General features: G+C 57.0%; 1 protein-coding gene. It reads left to right on the top strand.

All coding sequences use genetic code 11. The annotated features are described in order from the left end of the window. Positions 1–6 precede the first annotated feature (6 nt). The coding region (locus ACSNOG_RS34150) for a flotillin family protein (RefSeq protein ID WP_436756544.1) at positions 7–228 on the top strand (222 nt) is incomplete at its 3' end.

The following is a 228-nucleotide window of genomic DNA, read 5'->3' as shown; positions in this document are numbered from 1 at the left end:
GCGTTTATTCTGCCGGTATTTCAGCGGTCCGAGTTCGTTTCGCTGTTATCCCATAAGCTTGACGTGATGACGCCGGAAGTGTACACAGAGCAGGGCGTTCCCGTCATGGCTGACGGGGTTGCGATCATCAAGGTCGGCAGCTCCATTGAGGACGTGGCTACAGCTGCCGAGCAATTCATGGGCAAGCCGATTGAGGCGCTGAAGGGCGAAGCGCAAGAGGTGCTGGAA

The sequence above is a fragment of the Streptomyces sp. URMC 124 genome (genome assembly GCF_051386455.1).
Lineage (GTDB): Bacteria > Actinomycetota > Actinomycetes > Streptomycetales > Streptomycetaceae > Streptomyces.
Note: the sequence above shows the minus strand (reverse complement) of the source record. Positions and strands in the feature narration are given on the sequence as shown.